A 16,275-nucleotide genomic window follows, 5' to 3' on the forward strand; every position below is an offset into this window, starting at 1 on the left:
TTTTAAGCTGAGTTTAAATAATATTAGATATGTTTTTTGATCCCGTCAGCAATTTCTTGCAAGTCAGAAGGTGTATAATCGAATTGGTGAGATTTCCAAACTGCACCAAATCCATCACCGCTGCCATATCTAGGAATCAGGTGCATATGATAATGGAAAACAGTTTGTCCAGCTTGTTCCCCAGTGTTTGTAATGACATTCATCCCAATGGGGTTAAACTGTTCCTTGATTGCGTTAGCTATTTGCGGGACAACCTCAAAAATATTCCGTGCCGCTTCTGAACTTAAATCATAAATATTTTCATTATGTATTTTTGGAATAATTAAGGTATGACCTTTTGTTATTTGGCTAATATCGAGAAAAGCCATAACATGTTCGTTTTCAAAAACCTTGGATGAAGGGATGTCACCATTTACTATTTTACAAAAAATACAATCGCCCATTTGAAACAACTCCTGTATGTACTATTTTCCATTATCTTATCATATCTAAAGGCTGTTTTCACAAACATTGGTGTTAAATAAAATGTAGCTGGTAGGGGATGATTTGCGTTCCAGGGTGAGCTGCGACCCGCGAAGATAGGCAATGTGCCTCTTCAACGCTAACGCTCCTGTGGGTGCTCATCTTTCCTATACTTCCCGCAGGACGTTGAATAAGCTTCTTGAATGAGCACTGCACGAAGGAATGAGGAAGCATTTTCAAGAATCTCGAACCCTTGCCGCTCCAATCAAAATTTTTTGCCTGAAGTGGTCATCACATAACTTGAGCAATAACTGCTAGCTTTTAGAAAAGCCTATCTAAAGAAGGTTAAAAGGCAGGATCCGCGTGGAATCCTGCCTTCGTGAAGGGGAATGCTTCTTAAATGACGTTTCTACTTCAGGTTATTCCCTTTGATAAACACCTCATTTATGAATGATTGTGTTTACTTCTAGAGACTTTCGATCTTTGTTCAAGCTGACCATCCCCTAATCTTTATAAGTTTTACAACGTATAAAGCAGGTCATTGTCTTTTACAAACACCTCATTTCAAAGTGAATGCTAGACCACCAACGGGTTAGGCGATCAGAACGCTAGATCTTCGGTTCATTTAGCAACATTGCCCAATGCAACCATCCCCTTAGATTTTAAACGTATGGAAGCGATTCATGGAAGTGAATTTAGCTGTCTGCGACAGACACCTCATTTCAAGTTTTGATAATTCTTTAGGTTATCAAATGACTTGTTCCCCTTCATAGATTAGAATACCCGGTATCAGATTTCATATACATTATTTAAAAAAAGATCTAAAAAAGTTTGATCAACCTATATAAATTCTTCCTCCAGATTGGACAAGGGGATGCAGCGTTTCTTACAATAGAAGAAGAAAATTAGGGAAGGACGTTGGATATGGCTCTTTTGCAAATAGAAAATGTAACGGGTGGCTATACAAGAAATCCTGTGTTGAAGGATGTTTCTTTTGAAGTAAAGGAAAAAGAAATCGTCGGCTTAATCGGCTTAAATGGGGCTGGGAAGAGTACGACTATTAAGCATGTTATTGGACTGATGGAGCCGCATAGCGGAGAAATTACTATTAATGGGAATGCGTTTCATAAAGATAAGGAGGCGTATCGAAGACAATTCACCTTTGTGCCAGAAACACCGATTCTTTATGATGAACTGACGCTTAAAGAACATTTAGAGTTAACGGCGATGGCTTATGGGCTAAAGCCTTCTGAATATAAGGAACGGATGGAAAGATTGTTAAAGGAATTTCGTATGGAAAAAAGGCTGAAATGGTTTCCTGCCCATTTTTCTAAGGGAATGAAACAGAAGGTAATGATAATGTGTGCTTTTTTAGTACAGCCATCATTATATATTGTTGACGAGCCTTTTGTCGGACTTGATCCACTGGGGATTCAATCCTTGCTGGACCTGATGAAAAAGATGAAAGAAAATGGGGCAGGTATTTTAATGTCGACCCATATATTGGCAACAGCTGAAAGATATTGTGACAGATTTGTTATTTTACATGAAGGCAAAGTGCGTGCAAAAGGGACATTGGCTGAATTACGAGAACAATTTTCGATGCCGGAAGCGACATTGGATGATATCTATATTCAACTCACAAAGGAAGAAGATTATGTTTGATGAGAAGAAATTATGGAAAGAGCGGTTTAATCAGAGAATTAAAGAGCTGAGCCGCTATTTGCGGTATATTTTTAACGGTCATATTATGATTGTGATGGTTTTCTTGCTTGGAACAGCCGCCTTTTATTATCAGCAATGGCTAACAACTGTTTCTGAGCAATTTCCAGCAGCTATTATCATGGCAATCGCACTTGCCTTTATACTTACCTATACTCCTAACTATACGTTTCTTATGGAAGCAGATCGAATTTTCCTTCTGCCGCTTGAAAATAGACTTCAAAGTTTTTTTAAACGCTCATTAGCTGTCAGTTTCCTCCTTCATGCGTATTTGCTTATCATGGGCTTAGCTGTATTTATGCCGATGTATGCACGTGTAAATAATGGAGATTTTCAGCCGTTTTTGCTGTTTTTGCTTGCGTTATTGGTGGTGAAGGGGATCAATCTGCTTATTCGCTGGAAAGCGCAGTACTATGTTGAAAAGTCTGTTCATCTGATTGATACTTTTATCCGTTATGCAGTAAACGTCGTCTTTTTATTTTTTCTTTTTTCCAATGAAGGTTTGCTATTCCTGTTGCCTGAGGTCGTCCTTCTGCTCCTCTTGTATGTATACTACAGCAAAAACACAAAGGAAAAAGGATTGAAATGGGAGTCTCTGATTGAACAGGAAGAACGAAGGATGACTTCCTTTTACCGATTAGCCAACCTGTTTACAGATGTACCGCATTTACGAGATCGTGTGAAAAGACGTTCATGGCTTGATTGGCTGTTTAACAGGCTAGCATTTGCACAGAAAAATACGTTTAGCCATCTTTTCATAAGAACCTTTTTACGTGCCGGTGATTATTTTGGCCTATTCGTCCGTTTAACGATTATCGGGGCTGCAGGCATTTATTTCATTTCATTTGGATACGGGCAAATTCTGCTTGTTTTACTATTTATGTATTTAACAGGATTCCAACTGCTGCCGCTTTGGAATCATCACCAAAATAAACTATGGGTGAACCTGTATCCGCTTGATGAAAGATTGAAGGAACAATCGTTTAAAAGTCTATTATCAAGAATTTTATATTTACAAGCCTTGTTATTATCGCTAGCTGTTTTAGTAAAGGGAGAGGGGATCATCGCACTGCTCTCACTTATAGCTGGCATTGGGTTTACTTATCTCTTTACTCAATTCTATATTAAGAAAAAGCTTAATTTCTAATGTTTGTACATTAGCTAAGTGAAACCTTTCCAACTGTCTAACGTATAAAATAGTACAGAATGTAAAGGTAGGGAAGCTTATGAACGAGTATGAATTACTTGTAATTCGGGAGATAGAGGATTGGAAGCGCCAAATGGTGAAGCGTTCGGGTATTCTTAATAGACTTTCGAAAAAAGCACAGACAAAGGTAAATAATTGGATTCCGGACAAGGTCCATCAAATGTTGACAGAGAGTATAAAAAACATGGTAAAAGCCACATTAATTGGCTCAAATCTGACGACCAAAAAAAACCAATACACATTAAGCACACTGGCTGAGATGGATGACTTATTAATGAAAAAACTGTCCATTTATCGAAAGACAGCAGTGGTTGAAGGAGCAGGAACAGGGGCAGGAGGCATTCTTCTTGGGTTAGCCGATTTCCCGCTCCTGCTTTCCATAAAAATGAAATTCCTCTTTGAAGCGGCATCTATTTATGGCTATGATACGAGTGAATATGAAGAAAGACTTTTTATTCTGCATGTGTTCAAGCTTGCCTTCTCAAGTGATGAAAAGAGAAGGGAAACAATGGAAATAGTTGAGAATTGGGATCAAAGAAAAGCTGGATTCATTGAAATGGATTGGCAGGAATTTCAGCAGGAATATCGGGATTATATTGATTTTGTAAAGATGCTCCAGCTTGTACCAGGCATCGGTGCGGCTGTTGGTGCTTACGCGAATAATAATTTATTGGAGCATCTTGGAGAAGTAGCGAAAAATGCCTATCGGATACGCACATTAAAAACAGCCCCAAAATCTGAATAAGATTTAGGGCTGTTTTGTTTTACATTTTTAGAATTTCAGAATTTTTTACTTGGAAGTATGAGAATTGTCTAGCGCAAGCGTCATATCGCCTATCAAAAACCAGGTCTCCTTCCTGCGATATTGCTCAAATTCACCGTGTTTCCTTTATCGAAAGAAAGAGCCCTTCTGCGTTTGTACGGCGATGTCAAGGCGCTTACGTTTTCTATGAATGATACTGAAGTGCAGCTGTGCCGAGTGTTTTAGCTGCGATTAGCATCGCTTTTTCATCAATATCAAATTTAGGGTGATGATGTGGATAGTTTTCATCTGTGTAGACTGGCTTTGCACCAGTAAAGAAAAAGGTTCCCTTCACATGCTGAAGATAATAGGCAAAATCCTCTCCACCCATTTGTGGTTCTGTTTCCTCGATATTCGTTACACTATCAACTTGCTGTGCACATGTTACTAGGTAATCCGTTTCTTCCTTATGGTTAACGACCGCAGGATAGCCTTTAGCAAACAAATAATCATATGTACTATTAGCTGTATAGCAAGTTCCTTTTACGATCCTCTCAATTTCCTCTTCGATAAATGTACGAACTTCTTCGTTAAATGTACGAACAGTACCGATAAGTTTAGCCCTGTCAGCGATAACATTAAAGGCATTATCCGCCACAAAGGAACCGACAGTGACAACTGCTGAATCAATTGGATTGACTTTGCGGCTGACTATTTGCTGGAGATTGATTACTAATTGTGAGGCAGTTACAATCGCATCCTTTGTCCGATGCGGCTGAGCCCCATGACCGCCTTTTCCCTGAATCGTAATTTCAAAACGGTCAGCAGCAGCCATTACTGGTCCGACACGGTATTGAATCGTACCAGTTGGTTCTGATGCCCACAAATGGGTTCCGAAAATCACATCCACCCCATTTAAGCATCCATCTTCAATCATGGAAATGGCTCCCCCTGGGGCATATTCTTCTGCATGCTGATGGATTATCACATAATTTCCTTCTAGTTTCTCCCGCATTTCATGGAGTACTTTTGCAAGCACTAGTAAGGTAGCTGTATGCCCATCATGTCCACAAGCGTGCATAACACCAGGAACGAGGGATTTATAGGGAACATCTTTTTCATCTTGAATTGGCAATGCATCAAAATCTGCCCGTAAAGCGATTGTTTTCCCTGGTTTGCTTCCATAAATTTTTGCAACTACGCCATTTCCGCCTACTTGGCCTCTTACTTCTATCCCAAGGTTTTCATAGAATGTTTGAATGTACTTAGCAGTTTTTTCTTCTTTAAAGGATAGCTCTGGATGCTGATGCAAATGTCTTCTAATCGATACCATTTCTTCATAATACTCTTCTAGCTTATCAAATAATGCATTCATCCTTCTTCTCTCCCTTACGTATAATTTTTTGATTATTATAACATTTTTAACTAGTTCCATGTGGGGTATATTGGTAATAAAACTAATTGTTTTTTACAGGCTTTTTGCCAATTAAAACCGATGGCTGATTTCCACTTCAGGATACACGTGGTGGGCAGTGAGTCTTCTAGACGTAAAAGCGTAGGTGGGTCTCACGGTCCCACTCCTCCTCTGAACAGGATGTTGAATGAGCTACTTGAATACACACTGCACGAAGGAAATGCTCATGCATTTTCGAGGATCTCACACCTTACACTCCAATCAACTAACCTTTCAAGTAGAATAGAACCTTTTAAAAATGTGTGAAAAAGGAAGTTATAATAATGGAATTTAGAAAATCAAAAATAACTTATTTATTTTTACTTATAGCATCAGGATTATCTATCTACTTTTGGATAGCTGTCAAAAGTGGGAGTCCTTTAAGCTTTGATCATTATATGACAAATTTTATAACGGGAATATTTACGGAGTTTTCTTATCCCTTTTTTACATTAATGGATCGAATAGGCTCTAAATTGGGGATTGGAATCGTTAGTCTTCTCTTTGTTTTATGGCTTTGGATGAAAAAGAAGGATTATTTAGCGATGGCTGTGTTTGTTTTTGCTGTTGCTTTTGGCAATGCAATAAATAAAATGCTGAAGAATGCAGCTGGAAGGCCCCGTCCTGATTTAGAGCATTTAGTTACAGTAAAAAGCCTTAGCTTTCCAAGCGGTCATGCCATGATGGGGATGATACTTTATTTGATGGTTGCCTATTTTATTATTAATGAATTCGAATCAAAAGCTGTAAAGCGTGTAATAGGAATAGTTGCTGGGATATGGATTCTCCTTATGGGGATTAGCAGAGTAGTGATGCAGGTCCATTATCCTTCAGACGTCGCAGCTGGTTTTGCCATGGGTTTTATTTGGGTATTCATTTGGATTTCTCTTTATGGCATGCTATATAAGGGAAAATAATATGAATCACCTGCAATGTCACACAAGTAAATGTATGAAAAACAAATGAATTTTATTTAAGTAAAGGAAGTTACGCAATGACGACAACATTGACTTACATAAAGCTATGGCAAAAAGCCTTGAAGGTAGAGATTCAACATTTAAAAAAAGAAGGCAGTACAAGGTATTTGCTGTTAAATGGGCGGTTGCTTTCGAAAGAAAATGCCTATATCTACTTTTTTGATACGCCTTCTTCTATAAAAGTGCCTGTCGGTTCTATTGTCAGAATTGAATGGGGAAAGAAGCTCGCGGATGGTCGGATTCTTTCATCTGAAGGAAAAAGCCTCATCATAGAAGTGAAAGAAAACTTAGGCACTGTTTTGTCTGAAAGTTACCTGCTGCATGATCCATGGGAGCTGCTGGATCAGCTTTTTCAACGTCTGGAGGACATGAAAGAGAACAAGCGGAAAAGAGGTAGAATTAAAAAGCTGATGGATCCATCTATGCCAGCAAAACACCCGTCAGATAACATTAAGTCAAATGTTCACGAGCTTATTCTCCGCTCAAAGTACAATCCCGTCACTTTTGTATGGGGACCTCCAGGGACGGGGAAAACTTACACACTTGCTAGAGTGGTTGCCAATAAATATTTAAAGGATGCTCGGGTGCTTGTTCTCTCTCATAGCAATCAGGCTGTTGATGTACTAATGGCGGAAGTTTCATTATTTGTTGAAAATAAAGGGCATTTACGTGAGGGAGATCTGCTAAGATATGGATCACAAGCAGGGGAAGCGATTCAAAGCCGGCCTTTTTTAACAGCAAGCCATCTCATAGAAAAGCATCATACAAATTTGGCAAACAATAAAGAAGCATTATTAGAGGAACGCAGGTTTATAAAACAGGATTTGTCTAAGTCCTATAGTAAAAGGGACTCCAATCGTCTTCTTGAGATAGAGAAAAAGTTAACAGCTGTGCTTGAGAAAGTTCGCCAAAAAGAACTTGAGTTTTTAAAAGAGGCAAAGATTGTCGGCACAACACTTGCAAAGGCAGCAAGTGATCCAGCTATTTATGAAAAGGACTTTGATCTGGTGGTTTTGGATGAGGCAAGTATGGCCTATGTCCCCCAGTCTGCTTTTGCAGTTTCACTTGCTAAGCGTGCGATTATTTGCGGGGACTTTAAACAGCTTCCTCCTATTGCAGCAGCACGGCATCCGCTTGTGAATGAATGGCTGAGAGAAGATATTTTCTATCAATCTGGTGTGTCAGAATGGGTGAAGGAGGGGAAGCTGCACCCTCATTTATTTCTTTTAAAGGAGCAGAGAAGAATGCACCCGGATATATCTTCTTTTACAAATCGATTTATATACCATTCTCTTGTCGGAGATCATCGAAGTGTTCTGAAGTCTAGAGTAGAAATTTCTGAGAGAATGCCTTTTAAAAATCATGCTTCTGTCCTGATAGATACATTAGGAGCTGGGAGCTATTGTATGAAAGATAGAGTTTCTAATTCAAGAATTAATGTATGGCATCTGCTTTTATCCGTTCAGTTAATTCATGAAGCTTATTTAGGGGGAATGAGGTCCATAGGGTATGTCACACCGTATCGCGCTCAAGCATTGCTGCTCGAACAGCTGATAGATGAATTATTAAGAGATAAACTAGATGGTGCTGACATTATTGCTGCAACTGTTCATCGATTTCAAGGCAGTGAGCGCGACATGATGATTTTTGATACAGTGGATAGCTATCCACAGGATCGAGCCGGAATGCTTTTAATAGGGAAAGAAAGTGAAATGCTGCTGAATGTGGCGATCACAAGGACTAAAGGGAAGTTCATTCACCTATGTGACTACGGGTTTGTGCGAAATCATGTGTATCAAAATAAAACCTGGCGAAAGCTTGCTGAACATCAACGGATAGCTGGAAAAGTTATCAGTCCAAGTGAAGTTGGAACTTGGATAAAAAATCAGCACTCGGGCCTGCAATGGATGCATGCAAGAAAGCTTGAACGAGTGAGAGCAGATATTGCTGGAGCTGAAAAAAACATCACTGTCTCAATCCCTGAGGGCGGCAGTTTATCAGAAGAATGGATAGACATATTAAATAGAAGAGGAAAAGGGGTGATGTTGACCCTGCTTGCAAATGAGCAAACAGCTGGGCTTTGGACAGAGAAGCATATAGTAGCACCGCTCCCTTTTCCAGTTGTTATTATTGATAACCAATTGGTTTGGCTTGGTCTTCCGGTTGAAGCAAATGTAAGAGCGCTTCCTCCGTTTATTGCCGCAAGAGCTGAGTCTAAACAGCTTGTTAATCTTCTTTCTTCATATATAAACGGATAAAAAGAAGTTTTTTGTTTTTTGCTCAAAAAAGGATAACTTTGGGGTTAGAGAATTGTCTAGCGCAAGCGTCTTATTGCCTAACAAATTTTAGGTCATTTTCCTGCGATCAGTCAGCATCTGTTCGCTTTCGTCCGCCTTGATTCGATAGAACCGGAACTTCTGCATTTGTAATGGCGATGACCAAGGCACTTGTGCATTTCATGCATTCTATTCTTCCTCTGGAATGAAATATTTTGTAACATAGGCAGAACCTATTAATAGGTTTGCTGGTTTTGCAGGCGTGCTTATTTCTTTTTTGAATGTTGTATAGGATGCAGAGTTTTCCCAGTTTACATATGATTTTTCATTTTGCCATAAAGAGAGGATGACGTAGGCATCCGATTTAAGCGGGCGAAGAAATCGGATAGCTGAAAATCCATTATGTTTTTCGAAAAGGCTTTTTATATGATTAAAACGGTATTCTAATAAAGGTCTTTCTTCTTCAATTACGGGAATCATATTCATGACGACAATACCTTTATTTTCAAGTGCACCAACAGAATCAATTACTTGAAAAGAGCGAGGCGTTTTAAATACAGATGGTTGATCCGATTCATGCAATAATAGTGCATTTTCAATATTTTGCATGAGAAACATAGATTCTCCAGGATGCTTTTCTTTTATTTTATTTAAAAAATTGTACGTGCCAGTTGTCATGTAAATATACATATAATTCATCCCCTTATTTGTTTTATTAGACTATACGATCATTATCTTTAGAACATTCATTGCCAAAAGGTTAACACACTATGACAAAATTTCGACATTTTTCTCTGCTATCTATACAAGTATAGCTGAAAACGATACAGTTAGTATGGATGATTAGGTGTCAAAATTTCAAATATCCTTACTTATATATTAAAATGTTAAACAGACAGTTTTGAAAGGTGGATAATTTTAATGGTGAAGATGATAAATGATACTTTTTTACGTGCGGCTAGAGGGGAAAAAACTGAACATGTGCCTGTATGGTATATGCGTCAAGCAGGACGTTCTCAGCCGGAGTACAGAGCAATAAAAGAAAAATATTCTTTATTTGAAATTACTCATCAGCCTGAGCTTTGTGCATATGTAACAAAATTGCCTGTTGATCAATATAACAATGATGCGGCTATTCTGTATAAAGACATTATGTCACCACTTCCGGCACTAGGAGTTGAAGTTGAAATAAAGTCTGGTGTTGGCCCTGTCATTGCTAATCCTATTCGTTCGGTTGCCGATGTTGAAAAGCTTGGAGAAATCAACCCGGAAGAGGATGTACCATATGTGCTTGAAACAATTAAGCTTCTTACACAAGAGCAATTAGAGGTTCCGTTAATTGGATTTGCAGGCGCACCTTTTACGATTGCAAGCTATATGATCGAAGGCGGTCCTTCAAAGAATTACAATAAAACAAAGGCATTTATGCATGCAGAAACAAAAGCATGGTTTGCCTTAATGGACAAGTTAAGTGAAATGACTATTACATATGTGAAATCGCAAATTAAAGCGGGTGCAAAAGCAATTCAGATTTTCGATTCTTGGGTTGGTGCGTTAAATGTGGAAGATTATCGCATATTTATTAAACCAACGATGAATAGAATTTTCTCTGCTTTAAGAGAAGAAAATGTACCACTCATCATGTTTGGGGTAGGAGCGAGCCATCTTGCAATGGAATGGCATGATCTGCCGCTTGATGTTGTCGGTTTAGATTGGAGACTGCCAATCAGGGAAGCGAGAGAAAGAGGAATTACGAAGGCTGTCCAAGGAAATCTTGATCCGGCACTTTTGCTTGCACCATGGGAAGTGATTGAAGCGAAAGCAAAAGAAATTTTAGATCAAGGAATGGAGCGTCCGGGATATATCTTTAATCTTGGACATGGGGTATTCCCTGATGTTAATCCAGAAACATTAAAACGTTTAACTGCATTTGTACATGAGTATTCAGCTTCAAAATTAAGCAAGTAGAACTTTCGAATCATATTAGTTGGATATCTTGCGTTATTTTGACAGAATGAAAGTAGAACTAAAGATTAACAAGAGGTGGATAAATATGACAAGAAAGAAGATGGGTTTACTTGTAATGGCGTATGGAACGCCTTATAAAGAAGAGGATATTGAGCGTTACTATACTCATATTAGACACGGAAGAAAGCCTACCCCGGAAATGCTAGAGGACTTACGCGGAAGATATGAAGCAATCGGCGGTATTTCTCCGCTTGCAAAAATAACAATGGATCAAGCGAAAGGTCTTGAATCCTATCTGAATGAAATACAAGAAGAATATGAATTTGTTATGTATCTTGGATTAAAGCATATTGAGCCATTTATTGAGGATGCTGTTAAACAAATGCACGAAGATGGAATTGAAGAGGCAGTCAGTCTTGTTCTTGCCCCTCACTTCTCAACTTTCAGCGTAAAATCATATAATGGACGGGCGAAGGAAGAAGCAGAGAAAATTGGAGGACCAGTCATTCATTCAGTGGAAAGCTGGTATAATGAGCCGAAATTTATCAAATATTGGGCAGATCGTGTGAAATCAACATTTGAAAGTATGGCTGCTGAAGAACGAGAAAAGGCTGTCCTCATCGTTTCGGCACATAGCTTGCCTGAAAAGATTTTACAATTAGGTGATCCTTATCCAGATCAGCTTAAGGAAACGGCAGATATGATTGCCAAGCAGGCAGGAGTCACAAACTACGCAGTTGGCTGGCAAAGTGCAGGAAATACGCCAGAACCATGGCTTGGACCTGATGTACAGGATTTAACGAGAGAGCTTTTTGAAAAAGAAGGCTATACATCATTTGTTTATACACCTGTCGGTTTTATCTCAGATCATTTAGAAGTGCTGTATGATAATGATTATGAATGCAAAGTTGTTACAGAAGAAATTAGGGCTGCTTATTATCGTCCAGAGATGCCCAATGATCAGCCAGAATTTATCGATGCTCTTGCAACGGTGATCCAAAACAAATTAGCCAATAAATGAAACTAATGTAAAGAAGGCGAAGAACTGTGTCGGAAGAACAAAAGAAGGTTATCATTATCGGCGGTGGAATTACAGGTTTAGCAACTGCTTATTATTTGCAAAAAGAAGCACGTGAAAAGGGTCTGTCACTTGATGTGAAACTTGTTGAAGCGTCACAGCGGCTAGGCGGCAAATTGCAAACGGTTGTTAAAGAAGGCTTTGTTATCGAAAGAGGTCCTGATTCATTTCTTGCCAGAAAGCAAAGTGCCTCACGCTTAGCTAAAGAGGTTGGGATGGAAAACGAACTAATCAGAAATACTGCAGGAAAATCGTTTGTATTAGCGAGAGAGCGTCTTCATCCGATGCCTGGCGGGTCCATAATGGGGATTCCGACACAGATTGCCCCTTTTATTACAACAGGCTTATTTTCATTTCCAGGTAAACTGCGTGCTGCAGCAGATTTTGTTCTGCCACGGTCAAACGCAATGAAAGATCAGGCACTTGGCGGGTTTTTCCGGAGAAGATTAGGCGATGAAGTAGTTGAAAACTTAATTGAACCATTGTTATCAGGAATTTATGCTGGAGATATTGATCATTTAAGCTTAATGTCTACATTCCCGCAGTTTTATCAAGTAGAACAAAAATATCGAAGCCTGATATTGGGGATGAAAAAATCAACCCCATCACAGCCAAAAAGTTCTAGTGAGAAAAAAGACAAAGGAATGTTCCTAACGTTTAAGACGGGGCTGCAGTCATTTGTCGATGCAATTGAGAAGAAATTGGAGCCGAATTCTGTAATAAAAGGGGTTCGGATCACAGGGATTGACAAAAATGCTGACGGGTATGAGCTTGAGTTAGATGGCGGAGAAATATTACTGGCTGATAGTGTAGTTATTTCTGTCCCGCATCATGTTACCCAGTCTATGTTGAAGCAGCATCGCTTTTTCGATGCTTTTAAGGAAATGCCTTCCACATCGGTAGCTACAGTTGCTCTTGCCTTTCCTAAAGAAGCGATTGAAAAAGATATTGAAGGAACAGGATTTGTTGTCTCACGAAATAGTGACTATACCATTACTGCTTGCACATGGACACATAAGAAATGGCCGCATTCTGCACCAGAAGGAAAGGTATTGCTTCGCTGCTATGTAGGGAGACCTGGTGATGAAGCGGTAGTCGAACTATCAGATAATGAAATGGTAAAGATCGTCTTAAATGATTTAAATAAAACGATGAATATCACAATGGCTCCTGACTTTGCGGTAGTAACTAGATGGAAGGATTCCATGCCTCAGTATACCGTTGGTCATAAGGAGCGTATCGATCATGTGATGAGTCAGCTGACTGCTGAGCTCCCAGGTGTGTATATTGCAGGTAGCTCCTATGATGGCCTAGGGATGCCTGACTGTATTGATCAAGGTGAAAAGGCTGTTCAACAAGTATTATCATTCTTATATAGCAAAAATAAAAAAGCTATCCATTCGTGATAGCTTTTTTTTACTATTTTTTGTTGCATTTATTATAAATGTATGTTAAATTACATATTGTACAAAATGACCAAATTACTCATTTAGTCAATTATTCTTTTTTTCTAGCTTTAGCGTCTGCTTGCAAAAGCAAATGCTAATGCATTCTTAAAGAGGTGAGGCAATGGCAATCGATCGAAAGCAACTGATTATTGAGGCGGCTACTAAATCCTTCTCATTGTTTGGCTTTAAGGCAACTACAATGGATCAGGTTGCAAAGATTGCGAACGTAGGAAAAGGAACGATTTATACTTTTTTTAAAAATAAAGAAGAACTGTTTGATGAAATCATTAGCTCGCTTATTAGTGAAATGAAGCGAGCAGCTGATGAAGCAATGGATTCTACACTTTCTTTTCATGAAAAGGTTCATCGCGGGCTTTATCAAATCTTGGAATTCCGCTTAAAGCATCAGCTGACAATTAAGCTCTTCCAAGAAGAGAAAGAGATGGGGACTCCTGCTGTTATGGAGGTAATGATTAAACTAGAGGATGCCATTCTTGGTTATTTAAAGGAGAAAATCATTGCTGCAATTGATAAAGGAGAAATTCAAGAATGCAACCCTGAGGTAACAGCATTTATTATGTTAAAGCTCTATGTTGCTCTCATCTTTGATTGGGAAAAGCGAAATGAACCATTAGAAAAGGAAGAAATTGCGAAGTTATTTGAACAGTACATCTTTAAGGGATTATCAAACAGATAGTCCTCGTTTTTTGGAATATATTGACTAAATGAACAAAACAGTCAGTTTAACAAGGAGGCAACAACATTGAGAGAAAGTCTTTTCAAAAAGGAATTGCTGTCTGTTTTGCGGAATAAAAAACTTCTTATTCCAATAATTGCAGTTCTATTTATTCCGGTATTATACAGTGGAATGTTCCTATGGGCGTTTTGGGATCCTTATGATCATTTGGCAGATTTACCTGTTGCGATTGTAAATGAGGATAAAGGTGCTGATTTTGAAGGGAAAGAGCTTCAGCTTGGGGATGAACTTGTTGATAAATTAAAGGAAAGCGGAGATTTTAATTTTAAGTTTGTTAACAAAGAGCAAGGCTATAAGGACCTTAAAAATCAAAAATATTATATGCTAATTGAAATTCCATCAGAATTTTCATCAAATGCAACTACATTGCTTGATGATCAGCCTGAAAAGTTAAAGCTTGTCTATGTTCCGAATGAAAGCTATAACTTTCTTTCTTCGCAAATAGGTGAAACAGCTATTGAAAAAATAAAATCATCTATTTCAGAGAAGATAACCGAAACATATGCAGAAACAATGTTTGATAAAGTGACTGAGCTTGCAGACGGAATGGGACAAGCAAGTGACGGTGCTTCTAAAATAAATGAAGGTGCAGCTGAACTAAAGGATGGCTCATCACTTATTTATGATAAGCTTTCTTTATTGGCTGATAAATCAATTGAGTTTAATGATGGAGTAGGGAAAATTAATAACGGTTCTAAGGAATTAGTTTCTGGTACGAAAACTCTTGCAGATGGACTGGGTCAGCTGCAAGAAGGACAGAATACATTAAAGTCAGCATCTGAACAATTAAAAGCAGGCCACGAGCAACTGGCTGCAGGTATTCATCAGACAAAAGAAGGCTTAGGCGCAGTCAATGAGAAGCTGCCAGCTGTTGTTACTGGTACAGAGCAGATTGGTGCTGGCGCGAAAACACTATCAACATCATTGCAACAATGGCAAACAGAAGCGCAAAAAGTTAATGGCGGAATGGCAGTGCTTCAGGAGAAACTCCAAGCATTAATTGGTCAGCTTCCTGAAAATTCACCACAGCGTTTAGAGTTAGAAGGCGCATTGAATCAGCTTAAAACAGGAACAGCCGAACTTGCCGGTGCTGCTGGTCAGCTTGCGAATGGCGGAAATGAAATTGCTGCAAAAATTGGTGAACTAAACGCAGGACAGAAACAGCTTCAGCAAGGTGTAAATGAGCTTGCAAAAGGAAGCCAAAAGCTTGAAGGCGGTGCCAAGGAAATTTCCAAAGGGCAAAACGACTTCCAAGCTGGAATGAATACATTTAGTGAGAAGTTCGCAGATGCGAAAGCAGGCGCGGATCAATTAGCTGCTGGGTCAACTGTATTAGCTGGGGGACTTGGACAATTACAAGACGGTTCTGCAGCAATTAAAGATGGAACAGCACAGCTTAAAGATGGTGCTGGAAAAATAGCAGATGGAAATGCAACATTATATGATGGGTCAGAAGAGCTAGCTAGTAAATTAGCTGACGGCGCTGATAAAGCATCATCTGTTCATGCGACTGATGATACATTTAGCATGATGGCTGGACCAGTTAAGGTGGATAATGAAAAGATCAATAAAGTTCCGAACTATGGAACAGGATTTGCTCCATATTTCTTATCACTTGGTCTATTTGTTGGTGCACTATTATTATCAATTGTCTTTCCATTACGTGAACCAGCTGGAGTACCGAGAAACGGATTTAACTGGTTTACAAGTAAATTCCTTATCTTAATGGGAATTGGAATTATTCAAGCGCTAATCGCAGTGCTGATTATGTTTGTTGGTTTAAAAATTGAAGTGCAAAGTGTACCTTTATTTATACTCTTTGCCATCATTACAAGTCTGACATTCATTACATTAATTCAGTTCTTTGTAACAACATTTGGGGATCCTGGACGTTTCATTGCGATTATCATCTTAATCCTGCAATTAACAACAAGTGCAGGTACATTCCCACTTGAGTTAATTCCTAATTTCTTACAGCCAATTAGCTCATTCTTGCCAATGACTTACACTGTTTCTGGATTTAAAGCAGTTATTTCAAGCGGTGACATTAGCTTTATGTGGCATAATGTAGGAATATTAGCGATTTTCATTGTCTTATTTATTGCAGGAACGATTGCGTTCTTTACAGGTATGCATAAAAAACGTTTTGCTGCAGCAGCTGCTGCGGAATAAACGAAAAAACCAG

At 38.8% G+C, this 16,275-nt stretch carries 13 protein-coding genes; 10 read left to right on the forward strand and 3 right to left on the reverse strand.

Annotation, left to right across the window (positions count from 1 at the left end; all coding sequences use genetic code 11):
- Positions 1 to 23: 23 nt before the first annotated feature.
- Positions 24 to 443: an HIT family protein gene (locus tag ASU02_RS11600; RefSeq protein ID WP_057763696.1), complete on the reverse strand. Its 420-nt coding sequence runs from the start codon at positions 441 to 443 to the stop codon at positions 24 to 26.
- 943 nt (positions 444 to 1,386) lie between these two features.
- Between ASU02_RS11600 and ASU02_RS11605 the strand changes: the two genes are divergently transcribed.
- The 3 genes from ASU02_RS11605 (at position 1,387) to ASU02_RS11615 (ending at position 4,136) form a co-directional block, all read left to right on the forward strand.
- Positions 1,387 to 2,127, forward strand: a complete 741-nt coding sequence (locus tag ASU02_RS11605) for an ABC transporter ATP-binding protein (protein WP_057763698.1) — start codon at positions 1,387 to 1,389, stop codon at positions 2,125 to 2,127.
- The gene (locus ASU02_RS11610) at positions 2,120 to 3,331 is read left to right on the forward strand and encodes an ABC transporter permease (RefSeq protein WP_057763700.1); all 1,212 of its coding nucleotides are present in this window, start codon (positions 2,120 to 2,122) and stop codon (positions 3,329 to 3,331) included. The genes ASU02_RS11605 and ASU02_RS11610 overlap by 8 nt, the downstream gene beginning before the upstream one ends.
- 79 nt (positions 3,332 to 3,410) lie before the next feature.
- A complete protein-coding gene (locus ASU02_RS11615) occupies positions 3,411 to 4,136 on the forward strand; it encodes an EcsC family protein (RefSeq protein ID WP_057763702.1) in 726 nt (241 codons plus the stop codon).
- A 202-nt stretch (positions 4,137 to 4,338) separates the two neighbouring features.
- Here the strand turns inward: ASU02_RS11615 and ASU02_RS11620 are convergent, their stop codons facing one another.
- Positions 4,339 to 5,508, reverse strand: a complete 1,170-nt coding sequence (locus ASU02_RS11620) for a M20 family metallopeptidase (RefSeq protein WP_057763704.1) — start codon at positions 5,506 to 5,508, stop codon at positions 4,339 to 4,341.
- A 362-nt stretch (positions 5,509 to 5,870) separates the two neighbouring features.
- Here ASU02_RS11620 and ASU02_RS11625 point away from each other — a divergent pair, with 362 nt between their 5' ends.
- Positions 5,871 to 6,503: a phosphatase PAP2 family protein gene (locus ASU02_RS11625; protein ID WP_057763706.1), complete on the forward strand. Its 633-nt coding sequence runs from the start codon at positions 5,871 to 5,873 to the stop codon at positions 6,501 to 6,503.
- A 77-nt stretch (positions 6,504 to 6,580) separates the two neighbouring features.
- Positions 6,581 to 8,821: a DEAD/DEAH box helicase gene (locus ASU02_RS11630; RefSeq protein WP_057763708.1), complete on the forward strand. Its 2,241-nt coding sequence runs from the start codon at positions 6,581 to 6,583 to the stop codon at positions 8,819 to 8,821.
- Positions 8,822 to 9,028: 207 nt separating this feature from the next.
- Here ASU02_RS11630 and ASU02_RS11635 read toward each other — a convergent pair whose 3' ends face one another.
- On the reverse strand, positions 9,029 to 9,529 hold the full coding sequence (locus ASU02_RS11635) for an antibiotic biosynthesis monooxygenase family protein (protein ID WP_057763710.1): 501 nt from the start codon (positions 9,527 to 9,529) through the stop codon (positions 9,029 to 9,031).
- Between the two features lie 231 nt (positions 9,530 to 9,760).
- Here ASU02_RS11635 and hemE point away from each other — a divergent pair, with 231 nt between their 5' ends.
- The 5 genes from hemE (at position 9,761) to ASU02_RS11660 (ending at position 16,262) form a co-directional block, all read left to right on the forward strand.
- Complete coding sequence (gene hemE, locus ASU02_RS11640; protein WP_057763712.1) at positions 9,761 to 10,807, forward strand: uroporphyrinogen decarboxylase; 1,047 nt, start codon at positions 9,761 to 9,763, stop codon at positions 10,805 to 10,807.
- An 85-nt stretch (positions 10,808 to 10,892) separates the two neighbouring features.
- The gene (gene hemH, locus ASU02_RS11645; protein ID WP_057763714.1) at positions 10,893 to 11,828 is read left to right on the forward strand and encodes a ferrochelatase; all 936 of its coding nucleotides are present in this window, start codon (positions 10,893 to 10,895) and stop codon (positions 11,826 to 11,828) included.
- Positions 11,829 to 11,854: 26 nt separating this feature from the next.
- Positions 11,855 to 13,291, forward strand: a complete 1,437-nt coding sequence (hemY, locus tag ASU02_RS11650; protein WP_057763716.1) for a protoporphyrinogen oxidase — start codon at positions 11,855 to 11,857, stop codon at positions 13,289 to 13,291.
- A 163-nt stretch (positions 13,292 to 13,454) separates the two neighbouring features.
- Positions 13,455 to 14,030 (forward strand): TetR/AcrR family transcriptional regulator, encoded by a 576-nt coding sequence (locus tag ASU02_RS11655; RefSeq protein ID WP_057763718.1) that lies wholly within the window; start codon positions 13,455 to 13,457, stop codon positions 14,028 to 14,030.
- 66 nt (positions 14,031 to 14,096) lie between these two features.
- Positions 14,097 to 16,262, forward strand: a complete 2,166-nt coding sequence (locus tag ASU02_RS11660) for a YhgE/Pip domain-containing protein (RefSeq protein WP_057763719.1) — start codon at positions 14,097 to 14,099, stop codon at positions 16,260 to 16,262.
- The last annotated feature ends 13 nt before the right edge of the window (positions 16,263 to 16,275 follow it).

The organism is Cytobacillus praedii (assembly GCF_001439605.1).
Classification (GTDB): domain Bacteria; phylum Bacillota; class Bacilli; order Bacillales; family Cytobacillaceae; genus Cytobacillus; species Cytobacillus praedii.

Coding starts and splice junctions, on each gene's coding strand:
- ASU02_RS11600 (WP_057763696.1), bottom strand. CDS start 443: ATGGGCGATTGTATTTTTTGTAAAATAGTAAATGGTGACATCCCTTCA.
- ASU02_RS11605 (WP_057763698.1), top strand. CDS start 1,387: ATGGCTCTTTTGCAAATAGAAAATGTAACGGGTGGCTATACAAGAAAT.
- ASU02_RS11610 (WP_057763700.1), top strand. CDS start 2,120: ATGTTTGATGAGAAGAAATTATGGAAAGAGCGGTTTAATCAGAGAATT.
- ASU02_RS11615 (WP_057763702.1), top strand. CDS start 3,411: ATGAACGAGTATGAATTACTTGTAATTCGGGAGATAGAGGATTGGAAG.
- ASU02_RS11620 (WP_057763704.1), bottom strand. CDS start 5,508: ATGAATGCATTATTTGATAAGCTAGAAGAGTATTATGAAGAAATGGTA.
- ASU02_RS11625 (WP_057763706.1), top strand. CDS start 5,871: ATGGAATTTAGAAAATCAAAAATAACTTATTTATTTTTACTTATAGCA.
- ASU02_RS11630 (WP_057763708.1), top strand. CDS start 6,581: ATGACGACAACATTGACTTACATAAAGCTATGGCAAAAAGCCTTGAAG.
- ASU02_RS11635 (WP_057763710.1), bottom strand. CDS start 9,529: ATGTATATTTACATGACAACTGGCACGTACAATTTTTTAAATAAAATA.
- hemE (WP_057763712.1), top strand. CDS start 9,761: ATGGTGAAGATGATAAATGATACTTTTTTACGTGCGGCTAGAGGGGAA.
- hemH (WP_057763714.1), top strand. CDS start 10,893: ATGACAAGAAAGAAGATGGGTTTACTTGTAATGGCGTATGGAACGCCT.
- ASU02_RS11655 (WP_057763718.1), top strand. CDS start 13,455: ATGGCAATCGATCGAAAGCAACTGATTATTGAGGCGGCTACTAAATCC.